Source organism: Psychrobacter sp. AOP7-A1-24, assembly GCF_052376235.1.
Taxonomy (GTDB): domain Bacteria; phylum Pseudomonadota; class Gammaproteobacteria; order Pseudomonadales; family Moraxellaceae; genus Psychrobacter.
The window spans coordinates 1-23847 of record NZ_JBQSVM010000010.1 but is presented as its reverse complement, the minus strand read 5'-3'; the positions used below and the strand labels follow the sequence as shown (position 1 = coordinate 23847).

The 23847-nt window shown below is 42.1% G+C and carries 22 protein-coding genes; 16 read left to right on the top strand and 6 right to left on the bottom strand.

Annotation, left to right across the window (positions count from 1 at the left end; all coding sequences use genetic code 11):
* Positions 1 to 309 precede the first annotated feature (309 nt).
* From ACT3QQ_RS05180 to ACT3QQ_RS05145, 8 genes are all read left to right on the top strand, one after another.
* Complete coding sequence (locus ACT3QQ_RS05180; RefSeq protein WP_444527220.1) at positions 310 to 2022, top strand: acetolactate synthase 3 large subunit; 1713 nt, start codon at positions 310 to 312, stop codon at positions 2020 to 2022.
* Positions 2022 to 2519, top strand: a complete 498-nt coding sequence (gene ilvN / locus ACT3QQ_RS05175; RefSeq protein WP_444521770.1) for an acetolactate synthase small subunit — start codon at positions 2022 to 2024, stop codon at positions 2517 to 2519. Before ACT3QQ_RS05180 ends, ilvN begins: the two co-directional genes overlap by 1 nt.
* A gap of 135 nt (positions 2520 to 2654) precedes the next feature.
* Positions 2655 to 3671 carry a ketol-acid reductoisomerase gene (gene ilvC / locus ACT3QQ_RS05170; RefSeq protein ID WP_444521769.1) on the top strand — a complete coding sequence of 339 codons (1017 nt, stop codon included), beginning with the start codon at positions 2655 to 2657 and terminating at the stop codon, positions 3669 to 3671.
* 281 nt (positions 3672 to 3952) lie between these two features.
* A complete protein-coding gene (locus ACT3QQ_RS05165; protein ID WP_444527190.1) occupies positions 3953 to 4384 on the top strand; it encodes a hypothetical protein in 432 nt (143 codons plus the stop codon).
* 363 nt (positions 4385 to 4747) lie between these two features.
* On the top strand, positions 4748 to 4960 hold the full coding sequence (locus tag ACT3QQ_RS05160) for a cold-shock protein (protein ID WP_057758834.1): 213 nt from the start codon (positions 4748 to 4750) through the stop codon (positions 4958 to 4960).
* Positions 4961 to 5211: 251 nt separating this feature from the next.
* The gene (locus tag ACT3QQ_RS05155) at positions 5212 to 5775 is read left to right on the top strand and encodes a DUF421 domain-containing protein (protein ID WP_444527189.1); all 564 of its coding nucleotides are present in this window, start codon (positions 5212 to 5214) and stop codon (positions 5773 to 5775) included.
* A 454-nt stretch (positions 5776 to 6229) separates the two neighbouring features.
* The gene (locus ACT3QQ_RS05150; RefSeq protein WP_444527188.1) at positions 6230 to 6979 is read left to right on the top strand and encodes an electron transfer flavoprotein subunit beta/FixA family protein; all 750 of its coding nucleotides are present in this window, start codon (positions 6230 to 6232) and stop codon (positions 6977 to 6979) included.
* A gap of 134 nt (positions 6980 to 7113) precedes the next feature.
* Positions 7114 to 8046 carry an electron transfer flavoprotein subunit alpha/FixB family protein gene (locus ACT3QQ_RS05145; protein ID WP_444527187.1) on the top strand — a complete coding sequence of 311 codons (933 nt, stop codon included), beginning with the start codon at positions 7114 to 7116 and terminating at the stop codon, positions 8044 to 8046.
* A 210-nt stretch (positions 8047 to 8256) separates the two neighbouring features.
* Here ACT3QQ_RS05145 and ACT3QQ_RS05140 read toward each other — a convergent pair whose 3' ends face one another.
* The gene (locus tag ACT3QQ_RS05140; RefSeq protein ID WP_444527186.1) at positions 8257 to 9051 is read right to left on the bottom strand and encodes a TrmH family RNA methyltransferase; all 795 of its coding nucleotides are present in this window, start codon (positions 9049 to 9051) and stop codon (positions 8257 to 8259) included.
* A 105-nt stretch (positions 9052 to 9156) separates the two neighbouring features.
* Complete coding sequence (locus ACT3QQ_RS05135) at positions 9157 to 10140, bottom strand: class 1 fructose-bisphosphatase (RefSeq protein ID WP_444527185.1); 984 nt, start codon at positions 10138 to 10140, stop codon at positions 9157 to 9159.
* A gap of 388 nt (positions 10141 to 10528) precedes the next feature.
* Here ACT3QQ_RS05135 and ACT3QQ_RS05130 point away from each other — a divergent pair, with 388 nt between their 5' ends.
* The 3 genes from ACT3QQ_RS05130 to ACT3QQ_RS05120 are packed head-to-tail and all read left to right on the top strand — an operon-like array spanning position 10529 to position 13412.
* Positions 10529 to 11602, top strand: a complete 1074-nt coding sequence (locus tag ACT3QQ_RS05130) for an aspartate carbamoyltransferase catalytic subunit (protein ID WP_444522810.1) — start codon at positions 10529 to 10531, stop codon at positions 11600 to 11602.
* 57 nt (positions 11603 to 11659) lie between these two features.
* Positions 11660 to 12871 (top strand): dihydroorotase, encoded by a 1212-nt coding sequence (locus tag ACT3QQ_RS05125; RefSeq protein ID WP_444527184.1) that lies wholly within the window; start codon positions 11660 to 11662, stop codon positions 12869 to 12871.
* A complete protein-coding gene (locus ACT3QQ_RS05120; RefSeq protein WP_444527183.1) occupies positions 12864 to 13412 on the top strand; it encodes a DUF2127 domain-containing protein in 549 nt (182 codons plus the stop codon). The genes ACT3QQ_RS05125 and ACT3QQ_RS05120 overlap by 8 nt, the downstream gene beginning before the upstream one ends.
* A gap of 78 nt (positions 13413 to 13490) precedes the next feature.
* On the opposite strand, the gene ACT3QQ_RS05115 is transcribed toward ACT3QQ_RS05120, so the two are convergent.
* The 3 genes from ACT3QQ_RS05115 to ACT3QQ_RS05105 all read right to left on the bottom strand — a co-directional run bounded on the left by ACT3QQ_RS05115 (position 13491) and on the right by ACT3QQ_RS05105 (position 18112).
* Positions 13491 to 14765 carry a cation:proton antiporter gene (locus ACT3QQ_RS05115; RefSeq protein ID WP_444527182.1) on the bottom strand — a complete coding sequence of 425 codons (1275 nt, stop codon included), beginning with the start codon at positions 14763 to 14765 and terminating at the stop codon, positions 13491 to 13493.
* A 154-nt stretch (positions 14766 to 14919) separates the two neighbouring features.
* On the bottom strand, positions 14920 to 16536 hold the full coding sequence (locus ACT3QQ_RS05110; protein ID WP_444527181.1) for a DUF2254 domain-containing protein: 1617 nt from the start codon (positions 16534 to 16536) through the stop codon (positions 14920 to 14922).
* A complete protein-coding gene (locus ACT3QQ_RS05105; protein ID WP_444527180.1) occupies positions 16523 to 18112 on the bottom strand; it encodes a YihY/virulence factor BrkB family protein in 1590 nt (529 codons plus the stop codon). The genes ACT3QQ_RS05110 and ACT3QQ_RS05105 overlap by 14 nt, the downstream gene beginning before the upstream one ends.
* 256 nt (positions 18113 to 18368) lie before the next feature.
* Between ACT3QQ_RS05105 and wrbA the strand changes: the two genes are divergently transcribed.
* Together wrbA and ACT3QQ_RS05095 are read left to right on the top strand one after the other, a co-directional pair.
* On the top strand, positions 18369 to 18986 hold the full coding sequence (gene wrbA / locus ACT3QQ_RS05100; RefSeq protein ID WP_444527179.1) for an NAD(P)H:quinone oxidoreductase: 618 nt from the start codon (positions 18369 to 18371) through the stop codon (positions 18984 to 18986).
* Positions 18987 to 19095: 109 nt separating this feature from the next.
* Positions 19096 to 19545: a hypothetical protein gene (locus ACT3QQ_RS05095; RefSeq protein WP_444527178.1), complete on the top strand. Its 450-nt coding sequence runs from the start codon at positions 19096 to 19098 to the stop codon at positions 19543 to 19545.
* A gap of 113 nt (positions 19546 to 19658) precedes the next feature.
* Here ACT3QQ_RS05095 and ACT3QQ_RS05090 read toward each other — a convergent pair whose 3' ends face one another.
* Positions 19659 to 20441, bottom strand: a complete 783-nt coding sequence (locus tag ACT3QQ_RS05090; RefSeq protein ID WP_444527177.1) for a DUF3108 domain-containing protein — start codon at positions 20439 to 20441, stop codon at positions 19659 to 19661.
* A gap of 476 nt (positions 20442 to 20917) precedes the next feature.
* Here ACT3QQ_RS05090 and groES point away from each other — a divergent pair, with 476 nt between their 5' ends.
* The 3 genes from groES (at position 20918) to ACT3QQ_RS05075 (ending at position 23703) form a co-directional block, all read left to right on the top strand.
* On the top strand, positions 20918 to 21208 hold the full coding sequence (gene groES, locus ACT3QQ_RS05085) for a co-chaperone GroES (RefSeq protein WP_057758860.1): 291 nt from the start codon (positions 20918 to 20920) through the stop codon (positions 21206 to 21208).
* A 123-nt stretch (positions 21209 to 21331) separates the two neighbouring features.
* Positions 21332 to 22984 carry a chaperonin GroEL gene (groL, locus tag ACT3QQ_RS05080; RefSeq protein ID WP_444521753.1) on the top strand — a complete coding sequence of 551 codons (1653 nt, stop codon included), beginning with the start codon at positions 21332 to 21334 and terminating at the stop codon, positions 22982 to 22984.
* A 335-nt stretch (positions 22985 to 23319) separates the two neighbouring features.
* Positions 23320 to 23703, top strand: a complete 384-nt coding sequence (locus tag ACT3QQ_RS05075; RefSeq protein WP_444521752.1) for a hypothetical protein — start codon at positions 23320 to 23322, stop codon at positions 23701 to 23703.
* The last annotated feature ends 144 nt before the right edge of the window (positions 23704 to 23847 follow it).

Sequence of the window (23847 nt, the reverse complement as noted above, 5' to 3'; positions counted from 1 at the left end):
CAGAGCTGACCTAAAATACACTGCTATGTTTGATTAGTATTGTCGCACAAGACATTTCTGATGAAACTGACTAGGCAGATATTCTTGATATGGACAAGAATTAGCGATAATTCAGGTAGTGGGAATAATGACGATAAGTGATTATTTTTGCTCATAGAATCCCGCAAATTCTCGCCGCAAAAAAAGGTGATGACAGTGACGCAAACCACGCAAAGTCCGAACATGACGGGACACACCCAAACGGGTAATGCCGCCAAAAATTTTGAGCAAAAGCAACAACGTCTTGCAGAAGGTAGTGCACAGCCTGTGATGCTATCGGGTGCTGAAATGCTGGTGCAAGCACTGACTGACGAAGGTGTCGAGTACATCTTTGGTTATCCAGGTGGTGCCGTCTTACACATTTATGATGCACTGTTTCAGCAAGAAGCAATCGAACATATCTTGGTACGCCATGAGCAGGCGGCCGGTCATATGGCAGATGCGTATTCGCGAGTAACGGGTAACACGGGCGTTGTATTGGCAACCTCAGGACCTGGTGCTACAAATACTGTGACGGCGATCGCAACAGCTTTTATGGATTCAGTACCGATGGTCGTGATTTCAGGTCAGGTACCAAGTAGTCTGATCGGTGAAGATGCCTTCCAAGAAACAGATATGGTTGGGGTATCTCGTCCGATCGTTAAGCATAGTTTTCAAGTACGCCATGCAAGCGAGATTCCTGCGATTGTCAAAAAGGCATTCCATATCGCGCAGTCTGGACGTCCAGGTCCTGTTGTTATCGACGTGCCAAAAGATATGACTGCGCCTAGCGAAAAACACGCATACGAGTATCCAGAAGAAGTATTCATACGTTCATACCAGCCTTCACTCAAAGGTCACAGTGGACAGATAAAAAGAGCTGTTGAGACGCTATTAGCAGCGCAGCGTCCTGTTATTTATGCAGGCGGCGGTGTGATTTGGAGTAAGGCGCACGAAGAGTTAACAGATCTTGCGCATCGCCTGAATTTACCTGTGACCAATACCTTGATGGGTCTTGGTACGTTCCCTGGCTCAGATCGTCAGTTCTTAGGTATGCTAGGTATGCATGGCACTTACGAAGCCAATATGAGTATGCATCATGCTGATGTAATTTTGGCTGTCGGCGCGCGTTTTGATGATCGTGTGACTAACAACGTTAAAAAATTCTGCCCTAATGCCACCATTATCCACATCGATATTGATCCAGCGTCAATCTCAAAAACGATTATGGCGCATATTCCTATCGTAGGCGATGTAAAATCTGTCTTAACGGACATGCTAGATATCGTTGGTCACGATAAGCAATTAGAGCAACACGCATTGCTAGACTGGTGGTCACAAATCAATGAGTGGCGCAAGCGTCATGGCTTACGCTATGACACCAGCACAGACAATGGCATCAAACCACAGAGCGCCGTACAGGCGTTGTGCAAAGTCACTGATGGCAAAGCTATTATCACTAGTGATGTTGGTCAGCATCAGATGTTTGCAGCCCTTTACTATACATACGATGAGCCTCGGCAGTGGTTGAACTCAGGTGGTCTAGGTACGATGGGTGTTGGTTTGCCATATGCAATGGCAGCGAAACTTGTTAACCCTGAGCGTGATGTGGTGTGTATTACAGGTGAAGGCTCTATTCAGATGAATATCCAAGAGCTATCGACTTGCCTACAGTACAATCTACCAGTCAAAATCTTGAACCTGAACAATGCGCAGCTTGGTATGGTGAAGCAGTGGCAAGATATGTTGTATGAAGGTCGTCATGCCCAGTCTTATATGAACTCCTTACCAGATTTTGTCAAATTGGCTGAAAGTTATGGTCACGTAGGTATTAAAATCACTGATCCTGCGACCATGGAAGCACAATTGGCTGAAGCAATGGCTATAAAAGACAAACTGGTATTTATCGATGTTTATGTCGATCGTAATGAGCATGTATATCCAATGCAAATCGCTGGACAGGCCATGCGTGATATGTGGTTAACAAAAGGGGAGCGTACCTAATGCAACAACAACATCTGATTTCGGTATTGATGGAAAACGAAGCGGGTTCGTTGTCGCGTTTAGTCGGCTTGTTCTCACAACGTGGCTATAATATCGAAACATTGAACGTCGCACCTACTGATGATCCAAGTATCTCACGTCTAACGGTCACGACCATTACATCACCTGAAAGAATTGAGCAAATCACCAAACAATTGCATAAGTTGATTGAAGTGGTTAAAGTGCTTAATCTGACCGAGAATGTACACGTTGAGCGTGAATTGATGCTCATCAAAGTTCGTGCAACAGGCAGTATTCGTGAAGAAATTAAACGCAGCGCAGATATTTTCCGTGCACAAATCGTTGATGTAAATTCGAACCTATATACGATTCAAATCGTGGGCGACAAAGCCAAACTTGATGGATTTATCGATGTGCTTGGCCGTGAGCGTATTATGGAAGTGGTTCGCTCAGGTGTCATCGGTATAGCCCGTGGTGAAAAGACACTCAGCATTTAGGTATTTATTAAAACCAGTTTAATTAAGATTTATTTTTCTAATCAACAAAGCGCTTATCTTGGTTATATTATATTGACTGTAGCATAAGCGCTTACTATCCATGGCAAGCCATGATTGAGAACAAGGACTCTATTTATGAACGTTTATTATGACAAAGATTGTGATCTATCAATTATCCAAGGTAAAAAAGTTGCTATTATTGGTTATGGTTCACAAGGCCATGCACATGCGCTTAACCTACAAGACTCAGACGTCGATGTAACTGTTGGTCTACGCGCCAACTCAGGTTCATGGAAAAAAGCAGAAAATGCTGGTCTAAAAGTTGCTGAAGTAGAAGACGCGGTAAAAGCGGCTGACGTCGTCATGATTTTGACGCCTGATGAGTTCCAAAAAGAGCTTTATAACGATGTGATCGAACCAAATATCAAAGAGGGCGCTACGTTAGCTTTCGCTCATGGTTTCGCCATTCATTATAACCAAGTTGTACCACGTGGTGATCTTGATGTCATCATGGTTGCTCCAAAAGCACCAGGTCATACTGTACGTTCAGAGTTTACTAAAGGCGGCGGTATCCCTGACCTTATCGCTATCTACCAAGATGCTTCTGGACAAGCCAAACAGTTAGCATTATCGTATGCTGCTGGTGTTGGTGGCGGTCGTTCAGGTATCATCGAAACAACGTTTAAAGATGAAACTGAAACGGATCTATTCGGTGAGCAAGCCGTACTTTGTGGTGGCGCAGTAGAGCTGGTTAAAATGGGCTTTGAGACGCTAACAGAAGCGGGCTATGCACCAGAAATGGCTTATTTTGAGTGTCTACACGAGCTAAAGCTTATCGTTGATTTGATGTATGAAGGCGGTATCGCTGACATGAACTATTCAATCAGTAACAACGCTGAGTACGGCGAATATGTTACTGGTCCTGAAGTCATCAACGAGCAGTCACGTGAAGCCATGCGTAACGCACTAAAACGCATTCAGTCTGGTGAATACGCGAAGATGTTCATCTCTGAAGGTGCAACCAACTACCCATCAATGACGGCGCGTCGTCGTAACAACGCGGACCATCAGATCGAAACCACTGGTGCTAAGCTACGTGGCATGATGCCATGGATCGGTGGTAACAAAATCATCGATAAAGACAAAAACTAAGGCTCATATAGATAAGAGTCTGCTTTAGAATTAAGTAGCCCGTGTTATCACTTGATAGCACGGGTTTTTTTATGCGGGTTGATCCATAGGTTTTTTGAACTTTGATTTGAATAAGGATTATTGGTTGAAAATCAGTAATCACTACCCAATATAAGCAGGCATCTTGACATTGGTCAGAGCGTCTTTGCTGCTAACATTCGTCATTATTTTCATCCATTTTTGAGTATGCGAAGCAGATAAATGCTTCATTCCCACTTTCTATAGATAATAGGTTGTATGCTGTGCAAATATCTTATCCAGACTGGCTAACGCCGCAATTCGTATATATTACTCTTAGCGCTGTGGTAGCAGTTTTAATTTGGATAGAAGGAGAGATGCTCAAACAGACTGATGGCAAACTGCCTCAATCTAAATTTTTTAAAGTCAGTTCATTGTTAGATACCTTATGGTTCTTTGTATCAGTGGTGGCTTTATATGTCATCGATTTGACCCCGTTAGCGATTGCGGTTCCTGCGGCATATGGTATCTACACGACCTTTGGCTGGATATATGGCACCAAGTTATTGAAGCGCAAAGGCATTCCTGATTCTCCTAAAGATCTGGTCATTCCACCCAAATATATTGCCTACAGTCAGTCATTTTCGTTGGTGTTTTTTGCGTTATGTTTGCTCGTATTGAGTTCAGCATGGTTGCCAACATCGCCGTTACAATAATCAGTATTTCAACATACTATTTTTTGTGCTGATCTGATCACTTATAGATATACCTGTAAATCTGCAGCGTATTTAAAAATAAAAAATGTTTTATATCAATAAGATATAAAACTAGGCGCTATTGATATTAGCTTAATGCAATGGTTAGTATTTATTTACAAAAATCAGCAATTTAGACTGTTACTCCTATGGAAAGCTGTTATAATCAGACTGTACTCAAAATATTTAAGGTAAAAAATCCAAGTTTTCTTTATGGTTATTTTGTATTTTTGACCGCTGCATTTAGCAGAAAGTATTAGGGTATATATCAATTAATCGGTGATGACACACGTCTCGCCAACAGTTAAAGAGTCAGGAAAATTTATGTCAGATAAAGTTGAAGGCACTGTAAAGTGGTTTAATGAAGCTAAAGGTTTTGGTTTTATCGCTCAAGACAATGGCGGACAAGACGTATTTGCTCACTACAGCGCTATCCAAGGTAACGGTTTCAAAACTTTAGCCGAAGGCCAAAAAGTGTCTTTCATCTTAGGTGATGGCAAAAAAGGCCCACAAGCTGAGCAAATCGAAGCTATCTAATCTTATGAATTATTGAGCTAACTGAATTTCAGTTGGTTTGATTGCTACAAGATTATCAATTTGCATTGATTACTTTGTTTGTTAAAACAATAAAAATACTGTACCAACTTTAAAAAAAAGCAACCTCTTATCAGGTTGCTTTTTTTATGGAATCTTTTCGCGATTACAAAGTGCTATTGATTTTAAGAATTAACATCATCAGGTAATGACGAATGCTGGTTTAATAGAGATGTAATGGATAAGGTTGTATTATGAAATGGGAAAATTGGCTTTCAATTGACTGGCAACAGGTGCTTGGAATTTCTTTATCTGCAGTAGGTTTTTATGCAGGGCTCATGCTGTTTACTCGGCTAATGGGTCTGCGTAGTTTTTCTAAGTTATCAAGCTATGATTTTGCAATGACCGTTGGTATTGGTAGTATATTGGCGTCGACTGTGTTGTCAGATAAGCCGTCTCTATTTCAGGGATTATTTGCTGTTGCGGTGTTATTTTTAATTCAGGGTATTATTTCAGTCATCAGGCGCAGGATAAAGCCACTAAAAGCGCTGATAGACAATCAAGCTATTATTATAATGGCTCACGGTAAATACTTAGAAGATAATCTTAAGGAAGCCAATCTTAGCACTAGTGATGTCCAAGAAGTTCTACGTAAAAACGGCATCAAAGCGAAAACAGAAGTATTTGCGGTAATTATGGAGACGACAGGTGATATGAGTGTCATTAAGAATAATAATGTCGAACCTGATTGGTCTTTATTTGATGATATACGTGACAGTGAATTATTAATTAACTCTAGTAAGAATAGTAAATCATAGGTCTAGATGAGCTAGTTATTCTTATCTATTAACTTCAAAGAGATAAATAATAACAAAATATTAAGTAACCTCAAGGCTGAGAATGCTATAAAGGTACGAGTATTTAAGATTATTGAACCCAAAAGTTGTAGAACAAAGTGCTTATAGACTATCTATTGTAGAATGTTGACAAATTTATGACGCATTATTCACGGCGGTGTCTTGACCTTATCTGCCTGCTCACGCAAGATACATAGGTCTGATAATAACGGTTGGCTTAGCTTTAACAGATTTCATTAGTAAGAGATACAATGCTAATATGCTCTTAGATATTGGCTCAAATCTCTTAGTTAACTATATTCTGTTGATGTAGTAATAACCTTGAGCAGTATTTTGAACGACAATTTGAACCACAACGAAACTTTGGTTCTTAACTGACAAATTTTAACTCATAACATTAATAAACGAGGAACGTATGAAAGCATTAGTAGCGGTCAAGCGTGTCATTGATTATAACGTAAAAGTTCGTGTAAAAGCCGACAACACTGGCGTTGACTTATCAAACACTAAAATGTCAATCAACCCTTTTGATGAAATCGCAGTAGAAGAAGCGGTTCGTCTAAAAGAAGCTGGCGTCATTGATGAGATCATTGTTGCCTCAATCGGTCCAAAAGAATCACAAGAGCAGATTCGTGCAGCCTTAGCGTTAGGTGCTGACCGCGGTGTGTTAGTAGTAAGTGACGAAAAACCATATCCATTACAAGTTGCTAAGATTCTAAAAAATATCGCTGAAACTGAAAGTACTGATATTATCTTACTAGGTAAACAGGCAATCGATGATGACAATAACCAAACTGGTCAGATGCTAGCAGCATTGATGGGTATTGGTCAGGGTACGTTTGCATCAGAAGTGAAAGTTGAAGGCGACAAAGTAAACGTAACACGTGAAATCGATGGCGGTCTACAAACGGTTGCTCTTGATTTGCCAGCAGTTATCACGACTGATCTACGTTTGAATGAACCACGTTATGCCAAATTGCCTAACATCATGAAAGCGAAGAAAAAGCCACTTGATGAAAAAACACCAGCTGATTTCGGTGTTGATATGACATCTAAGCAAGAAATTATTAAAGTTGTGCCACCTGCTGACCGTAAAGCTGGTATTACAGTAGGTTCAGTAGATGAGTTGGTTGAGAAGCTAAAAAACGAAGCTAAAGTAATCTAAGACTTCGCTACGGCATATCATGTACAGAGTTACCCGTTTGATTAGGTTGATTTAATATTCGCCATACCCGTAATTTTGTACACAGACAATCTCATGACGTGAATAGACGATACGAATAAAAAAGGACTAAAACCATGGCAATTTTGGTATATGCAGAACATGACAATGCCAGTCTAAAAAAGGCAACTTTGAACACTATCGCTGCTGCTAAACAAATGGGTGATGATATCCATGTATTGGTTGCTGGTAGTGCTGCACAAGCAGCAGCTGACGAAGCGGCAAAAGCGGAAGGCGTGACTAAAGTACTATTGGCTGACAACGCTGCTTATGAGCATCAATTGGCAGGTAACGTGGCGCTATTGGTTGCCGATATCGCTGGTGATTACAACCATATCTTAGCGGCTGCAACCACGACTGGTAAAAACTTTATGCCACGCGTTGCAGCGTTACTTGACGTAAGCATGTTGTCTGAAATCTCAGGTGTGGTAGATGCGCAAACGTTTGAGCGTCCTATCTATGCAGGCAATGCGACAGCAACAGTGAAAACAACAGAAAACAAAGTTGTACTAACCGTACGTACCACTGCGTTTGACCCAGTGGCAAGCGAAGGCGGTTCAGCGACTGTCGAAACTATCGATAACGTACAAGAAACTGGTAAAGCTAGCTTTGTTAATGAAGAAATGGCTAAGTCAGATCGTCCAGAGTTGACTTCAGCTGGTATCGTGGTTTCTGGTGGTCGTGCACTAGCAAACGGTGAAAACTTCACTAAATACATTGAGCCATTAGCTGATAAGCTAGGCGCTGCTGTTGGTGCATCACGTGCTGCTGTCGATGCAGGATACGTACCAAACGATATGCAGGTCGGTCAAACGGGTAAAATCGTTGCACCGCAGCTATATATCGCAGCTGGTATCTCAGGCGCGATTCAGCACTTGGCTGGTATGAAAGATTCTAAAGTCATCGTTGCTATCAACAATGATCCAGAAGCACCTATCGCTAGCGTTGCTGATTACTTCTTAGAAGCGGATCTATTCGAAGCACTGCCTGAGCTAACTAGCAAGGTTTAGTATATATTCAAAGAAGTACTAAACCGCTACGGTGTTACCCTTCTTAGATGTACTACTCGTACAATCTGCAGTCGGCTGCCTTGTATCGGTTTTAGACTTTTTTGACTATTATTATTAGTAATATACGTATAACGAAAAACCCACTATCAATTGATAGTGGGTTTTTTTATGCTTGATAGGCAGGGTTTTAATGGCAGTTATAAATGGATGCTAAGAGTATTGTCTTTGACGTAAGGTCTCATACAGACATAAAGAGCCAGCAATTGCTACATTTAAGCTCTCTTGACCATTCGGCTGCGGTAAGGCTATCGGTGATGCGCACTGCATTAGATCGTCGCTGACGCCTTGACCCTCATGACCCATAACCCAAGCCACGGGCGCAGATAAATCGTGATCGTAAATGATAGTGTCTGTGTGAGAGCTAGTCGCTAGCAGTGGTACTTGTACTTGATCCAAAATATCTTGTGTACTCAAGCCTTCATAGATAGTCAGGGCAAACTGTGCACCCATACCTGCTCGTAGCGTCTTAGGTGACCAAGCTTGCGCGGTAGCACTGGTACATAAGATGTTGCGGATGCCGACGGCTGCTGCTGTACGTAGTAGTGTACCAACGTTTCCACTGTCCTGCACGTCGTTCAATATTAAGCAGTCTTCATTGATTCTCGCTAGGCTAGGCGTTGGCACCTTAATAACTGCCATGATATCGATGCCAGTACCTAAGCTACGGATACTCTCATAAAGTGAATCTGACAAAGTAAGAGTAGGTGTATAAGTCGGCAGACGAGTGAGTACCTGTTGAACTTCAGGGTGGCTACGCGCTGATTCGGACAGTAGTATCTGGGCGAAAGGGTAGTCACTGCGTAGCGCAGCATCTATCAAATGGACGCCTTCTATGACTGTCTGACCGTTCTTTTTACGCTGTCGTGCTTGTGACAGTAGTGCTTTTACAAGCTTCACGGTTGTGTTTTTATCTGAGGTAATCAGCTCGGTGGGATTTAATACCATAGTGGACCGCTTAGAGAAGGATAAAAGAAACGTTTAGATAATCAGCAAAATACCTATTATGGATTTAGCATTCTGCTGATTGTGCTTAACAGGCGCGTAAATCAATTATTTTTCAGAATAATTTACGTGTAAGTCTTTCACGTAATCAACTTCGTTTTTGCTACCGAGTACCACAGGAACACGCTGATGGATATCAGTCGGTTCGATATCTAGGATACGATTGACAGCGTCTGTCGCACCGCCACCTGCGCGTTCAATCAATAGGCTCATTGGGTTGGCTTCATACATTAAGCGCAGTTTACCCGCTTTATGAGCGTATTTGGTATCAAACGGGTAGGTGAATAAACCACCACGGCATAAGATACGATGCACATCACCTACCATAGCAGCGACCCAGCGCGTATTAAAATCGCGTCCACGTACGCCAGTTTCACCAGCGATTAGTTCGTCAATGTACTGCTGCATAGGCGCGCGCCAATAGCGATAGTTTGAGCTATTGATAGCATACTCGCTCGTATCGGCATCGATTTGAACATTGCCTTCTATCAGCACATAGTCAGAAGTATCTGGATCTAGGCTGAACATCACAACTTTATCAGCGATAGTCAATGCTAGGACAGTAGAGGTACCATATAGCAGATAACCTGCTGCTAGCTGTTTAGTGCCTGCCTGTAGGTAGTCGCTGTTTTCACTGGTTTGACCTTGACGCTCATACGGTAAAACAGAAAAAATTGTACCCACTGCCATATTGATATCAATATTTGATGAGCCATCTAATGGGTCAAATAATACCAGTAGGCTACCATCATCATTAGCAGGAGTCGCGTCATCAAGTTCTTCTGAAGCAACACCAGCGCAATGTGTGTTTTTTGCCAATGCATCTAACAGTAAGTCATTGGCTAGTACATCAAGTTTCTTCTGATCTTCGCCTTGAACGTTTTGGTTACCGGCTTCGCCCAAAATATCTGCTAACGCCCCTTTTCTGAGCAATTGTGAAATCGTCTTACCGACATCAGTGACAGTGGTAATTACGTCGTTGAGTGCAGGGTTAGTGGCATGTTGGTTTAGATAGTCTGCTAAGGTCGTCATAAAGCTTCCTAATAAATGGTATGGAAATAAAAGAACGGATAGATGTCAAAGTAAAGGAGTAGGCAGGATTCAGCACACCTAAAATAGGTAAATTCTCAAATAGCTAATACGGTATCTTTGTCCCGACCACAAAATCGGCTACACTATATCTATTGTTATTCATTTATAGTTTTGTCAGAATTATTCTCTATGAGAATACAGCATGTCTATTCACGCTTTCTGATTGTCTGCTGAGGCTATTTTTCGGTCGAATTTTATTACGGTAAATTGTAGCAAATAAGCGTCAAAATGTCCTTTGTATCTATGCCTATCAGTGATAAATGATCGAACAAAGATGAATAAGTGATTACTATAGACTCATATAAACCCACAATAAAGACTCGCCATTATGTCAAATTCTATCGATAGTAGCGCTACACAACCAGTCTCACCGACTGATTATGCAAAATTTGATCCCAATACGATTCATCAAAGGCTCAATACGTCACTGAGTCGTCCGCAGCTCAACACCGATGGCGGTATCAGGCATTTCTTAGGTGTTGAAGGTCTCAATAAAGCACAGCTCAAAGCTATTATCGCAAAAGCAGAGACTTTTTTTGATGAAAATGGACAGCTAATCAATCGTCCTGAGTTGGATGGCTATACAGTAATGAATCTGTTTTTTGAACCATCGACTCGTACACGAACGACATTTGAGGTTGCAGAAAAGCGCTTGGGTGCCAATGTACTCAATATCGACATCGAACGCTCTAGCACCAAAAAAGGCGAGAGTCTACGCGATACGCTGTGGAATCTACAGGCGATGACCGCAGATATTTTTGTGGTTCGACATTCAGCATCGGGTGCTGCACATTTTATGTCAACAGAAGTTACGCCTGATATTGCTATCATTAATGGCGGTGATGGTTGGCATGCGCATCCTACTCAAGGAATGCTTGACATGTTGACCATCCACCGTGAGGCACCGCGCCCATTTGAGGAACTGTCTGTTGCAATCGTTGGTGATATCAAGCATTCACGTGTGGCACGTTCTGATATCAGTGCACTGCAAACATTAGGTGTGACAGACATACGTGTTTGTGCGCCGCGTACTCTACTGCCTAAAGGTATCGAGCGTTTTGGCGTAAAAGTATATGAAAACATGGACGAATGTGTCACTGACTGTGATGTGATCATGGGACTAAGAATACAAAACGAGCGTATCGGTTCGCCGCTATTGGCATCATCAAGTGAATACTATAAGCATTATGGGATTACGCCAGAGCGAGTAGCACTTGCCAAGCCTGATGCATTGGTGATGCACCCAGGGCCAATGAACCGAGGTGTTGAGATTGCCTCTAGCGTGGCCGATGGCGCACAGTCCGTTATTTTAAAGCAGGTGAATAACGGTATTGCCATTCGCATGGCGGTCTTATCGCTTGCGATGGAAGGTCAGCGTGCTCATCAAGCGGCTGGCAAGTAACCGTCTACCGCGCGACTTATTCTCATTTATTTCATTTATTGATACGGTAATAACGTTATGTCTACCATGCTTAATACTGATGCACCTATTCTTGACCATTTACCAAAAGCATTCAAAGATGCATTACCGCAAACCGCGTCAGAAAAACTGTCTACACTCGATTCTGGACGTGAGATGTGGATACTACCACCACTAGTAGATCTGTGCGCGCGCTTGCGTGAGCCAGGCCAACAGCAACACGGTACGCTAAAATCAGAAGGCAGTGCTGCCCGTGGTAATGGGTTCTTGCATGTGGTTACACCGCCCGATACCAATCCTATTTTAGAAAATGGCTCACTCTTAAAAGGTTTGCGCGAGCGCGCCTTGAGTGATGGCGGGATTTACTTGCATATTTTGGGTGCGTTGACCACAGGACTAGAGGGTGAACGACCATCTAACATTGCAGGGCTTAAAAAAGGCGGCTGTATCGCAGTATCCAATGCGCGTAGACCTTTTCGCAACGACTTAGTATTGCTACGCACACTAGAATATGCAGCAACCTTTGGCATGAAAGTATTCTTTTATCCTGATGAACCAAGTCTGTCTGGAGATGGCGTAGCACATGAGGGCTATATCGCCTCTTACCATGGTCTGCAAGGGATTCCTTGGATTGCGGAAACTGTTGCTTTGTCTACGCAGCTATTAATGGTTGAAGAGACTGGAATCGCTGCTCATTTTAGTCAGTTATCATGTAAGTCTTCCATTGAGCTTATGCGTTGGGCAAAAGACAAAGGCCTGCCTGTTACCTGTGACGTTGCAATGCATCAGCTTTACTTAACCGATGACAATCTTGAGGGCTTTAATGCTCAGGCGTATGTGTTACCACCGCTACGTAGTAACACTGATCAGCAGGCAATCCGCCGCGGACTAAAGGATGGTACTATCGATGCTATCTGTAGTCATCATGAGCCGCTAAATAGTACGGCTAAAAAAGCACCGTTCGCTGAAAGTACACCCGGTATTTCAAACTTCGATACCTTTATGGCGCTGGCGTGTCAGCTAGTACATGATGAGGTATTAACCTTGGAGCAACTCGTTGATAAAATCTGCCTGAATCCTGCAAAAATCGCTGGTATTAGTGAGCAATACGAAGCGATAGGCGGTGCAGTATTAATCGACCCCAATCTTGAGTGGCAAGTAACCGCGCAATCTATGCTATCGAGCGGTAAAAACACGCCATTTTTCAATCAGCAGTTGCAAGGACGTGTTGTGGAGACATTTTTTGGCTAATTTGCCCCGACAGGATGACCGTCTGCCGCCATCCTCGAAGGATAAAGGGGTTGCCATGAATGGTCAGCAAGAAAAATCGCGCAGTACGGCGAGTGAGTCTATTAAGGCGGTGGCCATTTATGAGGCAGTCAAAGGTATTGGTGCGTTACTAGGAGCAGGGGCGTTATGGTGGTGGCATACCAATCTTGAGCATTGGCTGACGACGGCCACGGTTACTTGGCAGCGCAGTTTCGGTCATCTGCTTGGCCCGCAAATCGACAGTGCAGTACGTATCGCTCAGCAAGCAAGTAAAAACTGGCCGATGTTTTTATTATTGATATTTGCTTACGCCAGTTTGCGCTTCCTAGAAGCGTATGGCTTATGGCATGACAAAACATGGGCGTATTGGTTTGGGGTATTAGGTTACGGGGTATTTATTCCTATAGAAATCTATTATCTGATCGTTAGCCCATTTGACTGGTTTAAGCTTGGAATATTGGTCTCTAATCTGCTCATTGTTATTGTGGTTTATCGCAATATGAAACGAAAGGGCTTGATATAGCGTTTAAATTTAAGTTAAAAAATCCAGCATAGGACAAGTATCTTATGCTGGATTTTTTGTGCTTGATATATTTTTGGCTTATACGTCTACTGTGTTTTCATCCTTACGAATGCTTTTAGCGACTTTTCCAACGCTCAGACCTTGTATCAAGATAGAAAAAATCACTACCGCATAAGTGAGTGCCAATAAAATCTCGCGTTCAGCCCCGATTGGTAGCTGCAATACTAGCGCAACTGAGATCCCTCCGCGTAAACCGCCCCATGTCAAAACTTTCCATGCGCCCGTAGGCAAATCAAGCTGATGATGAAAAGTCTTGGTCGTCATACCTACCACGATAAACCGTGCAACGAGCGCAATCAAAATCGTCAAACCACTAGCAATAAATAAATTGCCAGAATAAGCAATCATGACGACTTCTAGACCGATGAGTACAAACAAAATCGCATTTAAAATCTCATCGATTAATTCCCAAAACAAATCAATATAGTGACGTGTCCTATCACTCATCGCTAGCTCGCGACCACGGTTACCAACCATGAGACCCATCATGACCATGGCTAGTGGCCCTGATAAATGCCAATGACTGGCCAGCGCGTAGCCACCGATAACGCCTGCTAATGTCAATAACACCTCTTCTTGATAGCTATCAATACTCTTGAGCAAGTAATATAAAATTGCACCAAGTACCAGTCCGAATACCACGCCGCCGCCAGCTTCGACTGCCAATGTATGTGCGACGTAGTTGGCAGTCGGGATATCGCCACTAGATAAAATACCCAGCAATAAAACAAAGATAACCACGCCGATACCATCGTTAAACAATGATTCGCCCGCGATGACGGTCTCGATGCTTTTTGGCGCACCTGCTGATGACAGGATACCCATGACGGCAATAGGATCGGTAGGGGAAATAAGCGCACCAAACAATAGACACCACAGAAATGGCAGATCAAAACCGAACAATGGCAACATAAAGTAAATCGCGGTCGCGATGAGCATCGCTGATATGATCGTACCAAGACCAGCAAGAATGCCAATAGGTAACTTATATCGTCTTAAATCACCAATATTGACGTGTAAGGCGCCTGCGAATAGCAACATCGACAGCATGCCGTCTAATAATACTTCGGTAAAATCAAGTTGCTCCAATAAACTGACCTCGTAATCAATCAGATGATCAAATCCTAAAAAGCCCAAAAATATCGCACCGATTGACAGTAAGATAGAGATGACCATGACACCAATAGTGGTCGGTAAACCAATAAAGCGGTGATTAATATAAGTTAATGAAGCAGTGATCGATAAGAATATGGCGCTGATTTCTAGTATGGTGAGGCTGGTTGCAGATGCCATAAGGAGTAGGTCTCATATAAATATAAAAATTATCCAAAGCGCGTGGCTTATAGGGACGTTATAAGTGTTTTTAGCTACAGGTATTGTGATGATAATTAATGTGTTTACAAGGGCTGATACGGCCATCTATTTAAACGATTAATTGGTTATATCATTAACTAGACTGTGTCTGTAACGCTTGACGAATATCTGCTTCAAACTCACTGACATAATTGAAGTGCTTGTGCTGTGCATCATTATCAAGGATGAACTGCTTAGCTTGTTCGCACATAGCAATTAAATCATCGACCAACTCTTGATAATTTAAATTCTCTTCTCCAGCTCGCTGAATCAGATGTAATTCATGTAATAGCGTTTGCTGCTGCGCGCTGTTTACCCGTGCATAATCCAAATTGACCATTGCCTGACATAATGCCTTTAAAACCATCAAGTCAGTCGCTGCATAACGACGTATCTCACCGAGCGATATATTGATAAAATCAGAGATTTTGGGGGCATGAGTGACCAGTGCCAGTATTACCAGTCGTTTTTGCTTAACAGAGGTTTCAGAAGCATTGTCGGTGTCTGACTGCGGTATATGAAAATGATAAGGACTTGGCGGCTGGCGACGCATCATGATACTCAGACAGCTGGTTAGAGACTGAACGCAATTGACCGCAGTCTTTGGATCATTGATACCGGGGGATAATGCACGCACAGCAATTTCTGTCATCTGTCCTAAGCTATAGGCAATATCGTTAGAGTGCGCCAATCGTTGCTCAAGTCGCAGACAACCTGCAAGCCGTTGCCAAAACAGTCCGTCAGGCGCTCGCGGTATCACAGCAAGATGCGGGGTTGCTGTTCTTTGTTGGTTATTTGGATGAGACGCAGGTCGCTGATAGAAATAACCAATGATATTTCTGTCAGTAATGTAATTACCAATATTGACATGCATCTGTACCACGCCGCCGTACTCTTGTGACAAGGCAATCAATGACTCAAGATAAATCTGTTGTAGATAACCAGTTTGAGGTGAGTAGATAGGCATGGCAGGCCAGTTTTGGAACTGCTCGATATCATGGTGCTCAGCATCGCGTTGATGTTGGATATCGCACCTATCGTTGTACCAGTAATGAATGTTTGCAAGCGCATCGTTGCTAGCGTTTTGAATGACGTGTGACGCTTGAATGGCATGAACCATATGCTGCACAAAATAAACTAAAAGTAGGGCACAGACAATCGCCATGATAATGGCAAAAGTCACTGCTAACTGGGGTACACCAAAAGCCACATCAGATTTATGGATAGACTTCAACACCAGTAAGCTATAGCTAAAGGTACCGATAAAAGCGCCAAGGACAAACTGATTTGGGGTGTCAGTCAAAAAATTACGTAGCAGTCTTGGACCAAACTGTGAGGATGCCATCGATAGTACTGCGATCGTAATCGAAAACGTCGTACCTGCCACGCCCAATACGGCACCAGCAATAGCGGTCATAATAGCGCGTGCAGCTTCATCATCACCAGTGAAAGCAAAGGAGATCTCTTTTACCGTTTCACGATCGAAGTTTTGGTCAATAGTGACTAATAAAGGGGCAAGTAAAATACCGACAATAACGCAAGCTGTCGGGATAAACCAGTAGGTACCGATAAGCCATTGCCAAAAATTATTTAAGCGATCAGGGAAGTCGGTTAGCGTTTGTATCGACCACAACTTTGTGAACTGCTTAAGCCTAGTTTGACTTGCATTAATAATACGTGTCCAGACACTGTCTCCATTATCTTTGTTCACTGTGATTAGCCTTAGGGTTATCTGCTTCTGTAATAATAGCGTTTTTATGCGAACGTCTGGTCGTATCTGTCTCGCTATGACTATCACTTGTCCCTAGAGGTATGAGGGCTTCATTGTCGTGATCATCATATTCAATATCACTGTCTTTATCATAAGCCATAGGTTCAAGATGCGGTGAAGATTCGAGGTTTGCGTTATTACTGTTATAGATACTTGCACCATGTCCATCTAGCTTATCATGTCGTGATACATTTTCAGTTGCGTCAGAGGTTTTTCTAAATAACTTACCATCATCGTCATGTTTACTGATAGATTGTTTACGAGGTTCGCTATTAGCAAAGATAGTATTCAGTGGCAAGTGTAACTGCTGTTTGGCATACGCTTCGGTGTTTTCAAAACGTTTTACCAGTAAACTCAGCCAAGGTTTCTGACCTTCTAATTTCATCTCATCCAACTCGTCCTTGATAGGAAGCGGATAGGGCAAGGTACGATAGAAGTCCCACAATGTCATTCGACTCAAGTCTCTTTTGAGTACGTAGTCATCATTATCTGTCATGGTGATAAGATTACAGTCTTGCAGGTAATTGATATAGGTATACCATTTTGGCAGCTCTTTACGTCCTAAGACATTACGCAGGGCTTGCTCGCTAACGGCTTCACCTTTTAAATGGTGGGTATAGACTAAGTTCAACATATCTAACAAACTGAGTAATGGGTGACGAGGATAAACTTCTTCTGTCTCAAAAATCGTCAAGGTGTAACTAATTTCAACACCCAATAAAATCAAATTCCACGATAAATAAATCCATAGTAAAAAAATAGGCAATGCAGCAAAGGCGCCGTAAATCGCTTCGTAGCTGGTAAAGTTAGTCATCACTGTACCAAACAGATGCTTCATTAATTCGAAAATAATAGCCACGAACACGCCAGCGATGGCTGCATTTTTTGCTGGTACGCGTGCCTTTGGAATAAACCAATACATACCGATAAAGCCTGCCGTCGTAATACCAATCGACGCCATTTGTACCCAAAAGCTCCAGTCGATACCGTAACCTGCAATTTGGCGGTTAAGAAAACTCAGACTCTGTACAGCACTTGACGCGATAAAAGCGGTACCCAGTACTAATGGCCCTAAGGTAACGATAGTCCAATAGCGCAGCATGCTTTTGATACCGCCAGACCGATCTTCCACCCGCCAGATTTGGTTAAACGCACGCTCGATAGTGGTCAATGTCATGATAGTCGTCAAGAATAAAATCATGGCACCAATAATGGTTAGGTTAGATGATTTTTCGGCAAAGTTATTGATGTACTCACTAACTTGCATGCTCGATTGAGGCAATAGATTGCTATAAATGACGTCATAAATCTGAGCTCTAACGGACGCGAGTGCTGGTACGGACGACAAAATCATCAGTAATACCGTCAATACAGGAACAATTGATAGCATAGTGGTATATGTCAGTGAAGCTGCCTTTTGTTGGCAGTTATCTTCAAAAAAGTGCCGAATTAAAAACCGTAAGAACTGAAACCAACGCTGCTGTAAAAACGGGAATTTTTGAGATAATTTTTCCATGTCGACCATTAAGCAAAAGTAAGAGTGACAACAGTGTAACAAAGATGAGTAGTTATCATCTGCGGTTTAATTGTGTCTACATGCACTATATAGAGCATCAGATACAATATAAGTCAGGTTATCAATCATGGTTGTTTGCATGACAGTGAATGACTCGGGCATAATATGCACATATTCTACAATGCCAGTTAGTCATATATTTCACCGCATTTTTGGTGGTTAGTACGGCTAATGATTTTATAAGGAAGCTTTGCTAATGAGTCAGACCGCCCCTTATGTTTTAGTGCTTTATTATTCTAATTACGGTACGACTAAGACATTAGCATATGCTATTGCTCAAGGTATTGAAGATGCTGGCATGACTGCGCGTATTCGTACGGTACCGACAGTGGCACCTGAAACCACGTCAAGTAAGCCTGCGATACCTGATGAGGGTGACTTGTACTGTACGATGGACGATCTTAAAAACTGTAGTGGTCTTGCGCTTGGTAGCCCAACGCACTTTGGTAATATGGCAGCACCTATGAAGTATTTTTGGGATAATACCGTGACCTTATGGCTGGCAGGAAACCTACAGAACAAACCTGCATCAGTGTTTACGGCCACAGGTTCTATGCATGGTGGTCAAGAGACTACATTGCTGACAATGATGTTGCCGCTAATGCATCACGGTATGGTCATCGTAGGTGTACCTTATGCAGAGCCAGCGCTGAATCGTACGCATCGCGGCGGTACGCCTTACGGTGCCAGCCATGTCAGTGGTGCATCGCATGATCAGCCAATATCTGCTGACGAACGAGACTTGGGTATTGCGCAGGGTCACCGTTTGGCGATTACCGCGGCGGCATTAGCACAGGCTAATTGGAACCGATAAGTAGTTTTTATAAACCTGCTACCTCGAATTGTCTAAGTCTAAAAATCTACGAGAGTTACATTATTAATGTTCAGCAGTATATTATTCATTTAGGAAATCAAAATATCTAATGGCTACCAACCGCTCTACTACAAAGCCTCAAAAAACGGCTAAGCCTATCACACCCATCGCACGGCGTTTGATGGTGACATGGTTGATTTGGCTAGCATATAGACTGCTAGGATTGCCTATATTTATTAGTGTCTTTAATCCTAGTAGTCCTGATATTGTGGGCGGTATTGCTTGGCAGGCATTATGGCTTGTGCCAGCATTGATTTTGACCCCATGGATACTGCGCGGTCGTTCACCTTATGCATTGTTGATAAGCAGTATGTTTACCCTAGTATATTTGGGTGCGAGTGGTGTGGTGCTATTTACGCGTATATATGGCAGCAGCTGGGCTGAAATTGCTGTGTATGCAACGGACTTCTTATTACTGCTGGCCATTAATGTTTGGCTATTCATTTTACTCAAACGTTTGCCTTCAATGAACAACGTTGTGAAGAAACCTCGTCAATGATCTGATCTATTTGATACTTATTAAGTTATATCTAACCATTCAAAATCATAAAAAAAGCGGCGCTTCAAATAGAGCGCCGCTTTTTTTATTTATCACTTTAAAAAATAAATAGATTAGTTGGCTTTAGTCAATTCTAAATCCATTTTTTTACCATCGTTAATTTGGCTAACTTTGACGGGTAGGTAGTCTAAGCTTGGTGCTAACCAAAAGCTGGTAGAGCGACTATTGTCATCATGGATGCGGTCAACACGAACCGTATCAAATGTACCCGCTGGTACGGTCACTTTAGTGTTGCCTGATTTTTTAAATGGTGTCTTCTCGATTTTGTCTTTTTTCGCCATGTAGTAGTTACCAGAGAATTTACCGTTTAATAAGTCCTGACGAATCTGTACCTCAAGGCTCAAATCATCAAAGGCTTGTTGCGACATGTTCATAGTCGTCGACTTGCCCTTATAGTTGCTGGTAACTTTTTTGCTGCTCGGATTAAAGTCTAGTTTATGTGTGCGACCCATGCCAAGTAATTTATAAGTGGTGCTAGCTTGCGTCGGACTGACATTGTTGCTATTAATCGTAAAGGTACTGTTTTGCGAAGCGCTAGCCACACCAGCAACGCGAGCCTTGACGTTATACTTCCAAGTATTGCCAGATTTGCTTAGCGTACGAGTTGCTGTGCCTTTGTATTTGTCTTCAACGGTAAAGCTATAATTGGCAGTTGATGGTTGAATAGTTTTTGCGCTTGCAAGGGTAGGTGCGGTCATACTTAAAGCTCCAACAGTAGAGATACTAATGCCTGTTACTAAGGCAGATAAAAATTTAGATGGACTACGTTTTGCGTTATTAGCCGACTTATTAGCATTGCCGCTTGATAGTTTTTTGTGCATTGATGAAAAACTCATAGATACCCCTTTATTAATTTATTGCCGATACAGCAGTTTTTTCGTTCGTTCTTATTATGTTTACCAGACTTATAATGGTCATACGCTGTTACATTTTCAAGCGTGGTGTTATACCGCTTCGTGTAGTGCATGTAGCAAATGTTTCTATAGCCAATTTCGTATTAATCAAAATATAGGCTTAGACCGATAATATTTTTGAATATCGCTGTTTCTTATCCTTTGTTTTATTAGTCTCTCGACCTTAGTAAACGTTATTCATTGACATGGAATGTTGATCGATAAATTTTTGCAAAATAATCTTGTAAATTTTTAGGCTTTACACTTGAACCAAACTCATCTTGCCCCCACTTTTTGATACAAGCTCAAGGCTTATCTACAAAGCATTGTTTTTGTCAGTGTTCCCTATAGATACTGGTGTTGAGACATTAATTCAAATAAACCCTTAATTTTATCAATCAACTTTTGGAGTCATATCGATGAACATTCGTCCTTTACATGACCGTATTGTCGTCCGCCGCATAGAAGAAGAAACAAAGACTGCTGGTGGTATCTTGCTTCCTGGTTCAGCACAAGAGAAACCTTCACAAGGTGAAGTGCTTGCTGTTGGTAATGGTCAAGTTCGTGATAACGGTGAAACTCGTGCGTTAGATGTAAAAGCTGGCGACAAAGTGTTGTTCGGTCAATATGCTGGTCAAACCGTCAAGGTCGACGGGGAAGAATTATTGATTATGAAAGAGTCTGATGTATTGGGTGTGTTAGAAGGCTAGTCCTTGTGAGTATTATTTGATACTCAGCACATTTTAATCACAGTTTCTGATAACCGCTTTTGATAAGCAAATATCAAATCAATCAATTGTATTCTCATACTTATAATAGTGGAGTAATTTAACATGGCAAAAGACGTAAAATTCGGCATTGATGCCCGTAAACAAATGATGGACGGCGTAAACGTTCTAGCGAACGCAGTACGTGTAACATTAGGTCCTAAAGGTCGCAACGTAGTTATCGACAAATCATTTGGCGCACCTACCATCACTAAAGATGGTGTTTCAGTTGCCAAAGAAATCGAGCTAGAAAACAAATTTGAAAACATGGGCGCTCAGCTAGTACGTGAAGTAGCGAGTCGCACTAATGATGTTGCTGGTGATGGTACAACTACTGCGACTGTATTGGCTCAGTCTATCTTGCAAGAAGGCATGAAGTCGGTTGCTGCTGGCATGAACCCAATGGATCTTAAACGTGGTATCGATAAAGCGGTACGCGAGGCAGTTAAGGAAATCCATAATTTATCAACGCCAGCTGACGATCACAAAGCAATCGCTCAAGTTGGTTCTATCTCTGCAAACTCAGACACCAAAATCGGTGAGCTGATCTCGCAAGCGATGGAAAAAGTTGGTAAGCAAGGTGTTATTACTGTTGAAGAAGGTTCAAGCTTTGAAGATACCCTAGAAGTTGTAGAAGGTATGCAGTTTGACCGTGGTTATATCAGCCCATACTTTGCAAATAAGCAAGATAGCCTAACGGCTGAATTTGAAAACCCATATATCTTATTGGTTGACAAAAAAATCAGCAACATCCGCGAAATCGTGCCACTACTTGAGCAAGTCATGCAGCAAAGCAAGCCATTGCTAATCATTGCTGAAGATGTAGAAAATGAAGCATTGGCAACATTAGTTGTAAACAACATGCGTGGCGGCTTGAAAACTTGTGCTGTTAAAGCACCAGGTTTCGGCGATCGTCGCAAAGCAATGTTAGAAGATATCGCGACTCTAACTGGCGGTACAGTAATTTCTGAAGAAATTGGCCTAAGCTTAGAGACTGCTACTCTAGAGCAACTTGGTACCGCTAAGAAAGTCACTGTCGGTAAAGAAAACACCGTGATCGTTGATGGCGCTGGCAACAAAGCTGACATCGAAAACCGTGTTGAGTCTATCAATCGTCAGATCGCTGAATCTACTTCTGATTACGACAAAGAAAAGCTACAAGAACGTGTTGCTAAACTAGCAGGCGGCGTAGCAGTGATCAAAGTCGGCGCAGCAACCGAAACAGAAATGAAAGAGAAGAAAGACCGTGTTGACGATGCGCTACATGCAACTCGTGCAGCAGTTGAAGAAGGCGTTGTACCTGGCGGCGGTGTTGCCTTGGTACGTGCGATCAGCGCATTGTCTGAACTTCAAGGTGAGAATGACGATCAAAACGCAGGTATGAATATCCTTCGTCGTGCGATGGAAGCGCCATTGCGTCAAATCGTGACCAATGCTGGTGAAGAAGCATCAGTTGTGGTTAATGAAGTGAAAAACGGCAGCGGTAACTATGGTTACAACGCGGCAACTGGTGAGTACGGTGATATGCTAGAGATGGGTATCCTTGATCCAGCTAAAGTATCACGCTCAGCACTAGAGAATGCAGCATCTGTTGCAGGCCTAATGCTAACCACTGAAGTGATGATCACTGATCTACCACAAAGTGATGACGGTATGGCTGCTATGGGTGGCGGTGCTGGTGGAATGGGCGGTATGGGTGGAATGGGCGGCATGATGTAATTTTACTTCTGCTACAAAGTGGTTTATCTGAGTTAGATACGCTCAATGTACAATAAGTATGATTTTATCATAAAGTCTATTTGACTATTAAAAGCTCTGTTATCGAAAGATAGCAGGGCTTTTTTGTGTTTGTTTTAAGGCAATAATTCGCATTGTACAGAAAACCAAAATAAGGATAACTGAGTAAAATTATCCATCACTTAATAATATTAGTATTACTAATATTAATTTAAATTTTCAATTAATAATTTATTAGGATATAGTTGATAGAGCGAATATATTCGCTGATGGCGCTTTGGTTCAGAAGTAATAAATTAACTCAAAAGGAATTCACAATGAAGATTTTATCGATTGCAATGGTAGCATCAGCCTTAGTGTTAGCTTCTGCTAGTAGTTCAGCTGATCCTAGCGTAGATAGATTCAAAACCCAAAAGCCAATGGAGATGTCTAGCGTTGCTCAGTCTAAAGTTATGCAATTATCATTTGATAATAAAGAGCGTAATATAGGTGAGAAAGAGATTTATGAACAAATTATGAAAGGTGCTAAGGAAAATGGTTTTGAGCTTAAGGAAGTAGAAGCAATGAAAATCGCTCACATCGTTGACGGCGCTTTAGAAAATGAACCACCAGAAGCGGCTTCTATTAGTATAAAAATCACATTAAAAATTTATTTGAAAAGACCACTTAGGATAGATCTTGAAGTGGATATCACGCCTTAAGTACTGCAGCTAGAAAATACCATAGCACTATTTAACTGACAGTTATTACGCCGCCGTAGGTTTGCTTACGCCGGCTTTAACTCTATAATGAATAAAAAAATCTATGGTATCAATTTAAAGTAAGTCAAAATTCTATTGTTGGTC